This window comes from Colwellia sp. F1, from assembly GCF_056238625.1.
The window spans coordinates 1-3,516 of the sequence record NZ_JBWDLI010000044.1 but is presented as its reverse complement, the minus strand read 5'-3'; the positions used below and the strand labels follow the sequence as shown (position 1 = coordinate 3,516).

The 3,516-nt window shown below is 45.1% G+C and carries 2 protein-coding genes; both read left to right on the top strand.

What is annotated here, in order from left to right; translation table 11 throughout:
• Nucleotides 1–2,188: heparinase II/III domain-containing protein (locus AC0UA9_RS16845; RefSeq protein WP_475661827.1), on the top strand; the 2,188-nt coding region annotated here is incomplete at its 5' end.
• A gap of 183 nt (nucleotides 2,189–2,371) precedes the next feature.
• The coding region (locus tag AC0UA9_RS16840; protein ID WP_475661823.1) for a sodium:solute symporter family transporter at nucleotides 2,372–3,516 on the top strand (1,145 nt) is incomplete at its 3' end.

Genomic DNA, 3,516 nt, shown 5'->3' with positions numbered 1-3,516 from the left:
GAAAGCATTTTTTATGTCGATTATTTCGGCAGGGTATTTGTCGTGCCAACATCAGCGGCTGAGGATGATCATGTCCACCAACTCTACAAGTGTTTTATGGTCGGGTAACGATTTTTTAAGAATTCGTTCTCACCTTAATACCCCTAGTTTACTTGGGTTAACGCTCAAGAATCTGCAAGCTAATATTGATGCTGCATTGCTAGTGGGTATTGTAATCCCGGGTCAAGGCGAGGCGGGAAGTTTTGAGCACAATACCCATAAAGATAATGCGAAATTAATTGAGTCTGCAGCTTTATTAGGGAAAGTAACTGATAATCAGGCCTACCTTGATTTGGCTCGAGACTTGTTGTTGGGCTATGCCTCTATCTATTCCGGTATGCCTTTTCAAGTGGCAAGGAATACAAATCCACCAGGCAAATTGTTTCACCAAATTCTTAATGAACATATTTGGTTACTCAGTGCTTCATTAGGGTATTCACTGCTTCAGGACTTTCTTTGCGAAGAAGACAAGAAAGCTATTGTTGATGGCCTGTTTGAGCCAATGCTTGAGATGTTCACTGTTACTTATGCTCATGATTTTGATCGAATTCATAACCATGGCTTATGGGCAGTGGCCGCAATAGGTATTTGCGGCATGGCCTTAGACCGTAAAGCTTATGTCGAAATGGCTGTTTACGGCCTCGAAGGTAGTGGGGAAGTCGGTGGTTTCCTAGCGCAGATTGAGCAGCTTTTTTCACCGGATGGTTACTATGTTGAGGGGCCTTACTATCATCGTTTTGCGATACACCCATTATGCCTATTTGCTGAGGCATTAGAACGCCATTATCCCAGCCTGGTTATTTTTGACAGATCGGAGAAAAAAATTGGACGTTCTATTAAAACTTTGCTGGCTACGGCATATCCCAATGGTGCTTTTCCTGCGCTCAATGATGCATCTAGAACAATGGGCATTGATGATGAAGGCGTTCGCTGTGCGATGGCTATTTATTTTGGCCGTTATGGGTACGATGAAGAACTCGCGGTGCTGGCGCAACAACAGAAAGGGGCCTGGGCACATGCCCATGGCGCAGAGCTCTCTGATGTAGTAGTGAAGGCGCCGGAGTCTTGCTGGGCTCCTAGTGTTTTATTGACCGATGGAGTCACGGGCCAGGGGGGAGGGCATGCTCATTTGAAACAGGGTGAGGGGGCAGGCCGCCAGCACTTAGTCGTTTCAGCAGGCCAGCATGGCATGGGACATGGGCATTTCGACCAGTTAGGCCTTAGTTATTTTAGTGGCGGTCGTGAGTTCTTACAGGAATATGGTTTTTGTCGGTGGATAAATGTTGAACCCAAATTTGGGGGGCGCTACCTACCGGAAAACGAAGGCTATGCCAAGCAGTCGGTTGCTCATAATCTTGTTGTAGTGGATTGTTTGAGTCAGCATCAAGGCGATCATGCTCTCGCCGACCGTTACACAGGTCGTATTGAACATTTCGTAGAGCGTTATGACGTTGATGGCGTGGATGCTGTTTGCTGTTCAACAGACAACGCGTACCCCGGTGTGCAGAAGCGTCGTCATAGTATTCTACTCAGTACTAAGCATTCATCGTTACCTGTCTTAATCGACTTGGTTGAAGTAGAGGCTAACGATACTCATACCTATGACTATGTCTTCAACTTCTCCGGACAAGTCATTAAATGGGATGGAGATTACACGCCGAGTGAAGAGCTTCACGCGCTTGGTAATGCTCATGGTTACCAGCACTTGTGGGTTGTCGGTAAACAGAGTGAGGCTCCCAATCATGCTATGACATGGTTGCATAACAGCCGTTTCGTGACTTGGCACCAAACTTCCCAGCAACATACTAGTGCATTTCAAATTCTCGTGGGTGCCAACGATCCTCAGCATAATCTTCGCCATGACAAAAAAGTCATTACTAGAACCTCGTCGACAGCCAATATTTTCATGAATGTTTTTGAAGAGCACGGTTATTTCGATGAGGCTAGCGAGACTTGCCTAGGTTCCACGCCAACGCTGAAGTCTATTAACTTAGAGTGTGCTTCTGACACTCACTACATTATTGATATGAACTTCGATAATGGTCTGGAGACTCTAGTGATTTGTATGACTGAAGACTGCTCTCCAACAAGTATTGAAGTACATGGGCGACGTATTACCACTGCTGGATATATAACAAGAGTTTCCTAGCTTTAGTAGTTTTGCGTTTTTTTATAAATACAACATTATTTTATACAAACGTTCTCGGCTAGAAGCGCTTGAAGCTTATTGTCTTTATGTAAGGTTCTTTGAGCACGTAGTTTTCTTCCGGGAACAATGATCGTTTCTCTCTTAGAGAAAATATAAAATCAATGAACTAACGAGTGCGCCATTATGAACTTAGATTTAGATACTACAATAATAGGAATCTATTTCCTTTTTCTTATAGCCATTGGTTGGCTATTCAGAACATTTACCTCGACGACCAGTGATTACTTCCGAGGTGGTGGTAACATGTTGTGGTGGATGGTCGGTGCAACATCCTTTATGACCCAGTTCAGTGCATGGACATTCACTGGTGCTGCGGGCAAGGCGTATGACGATGGTTTTGCTGTCGCCATCATTTTTATAGCCAATGCGTTTGGCTATCTAATGAATTACTTATATTTCGCACCACGCTTCAGGCAACTCCGGGTAATTACCGTTATCCAAGCCATGCGTCTTAGATTCGGGAAGGTCAATGAGCAGGTTTTCACTTGGTCAGGGATGCCAAACAGCATAATCGCGGCGGGCATTTGGCTGAATGGGCTAGCAATCGTTGCTTCTGGTGTCTTTGGCTACGATATGGAAACTACCATTATCATCACTGGTCTGGTTGTGCTTTTTATGTCGGTCACTGGTGGGTCTTGGGCAGTCATTGCTTCGGACTACATGCAGATGGTGATTATCATGGCAGTGACCATCACTTGCGCTATCGTAGCGGTGCATCATTCTGGGGGTGTCACGGAAATAGTAGACAACTTTCCGGTCGACTTCTTTGTTGGCGATAACATCAATTACCTTTCCATCTTTGCTTTGTGGGGCTTCTTTCTTTTCGTAAAGCAATTCAGCATTACCAATAATATGCTGAACTCCTATCGTTATCTAGCTGCCAAGGATTCTGCAAATGCCAGGAAAGCTGGTCTTCTAGCATGCGTACTGATGACTATTGGACCACTTATCTGGTTTATGCCGAGTTGGTTTATGGCAAGTGAAGGTGTTGATTTGGCTGCGCTCTACCCTGAGGCTGGCGCGAAATCGGGTGATTTTGCCTATATGAGCTTTGTAAGCTTATATATGCCGGCAGGTATGCTTGGATTGTTAATTGCCGCTATGTTTGCCGCCACGATGTCATCCATGGATTCGGGGCTGAACCGCAATGCAGGCATTTTCGTCAAGAATTTCTATGAAGTAGTGTTGCGTCCTAATGCCAGCGAGAAGGAGCTTGTACTGGCATCAAGGCTTTCTTCTACCGTATTTGGTTTGCCGATTATCGGGTT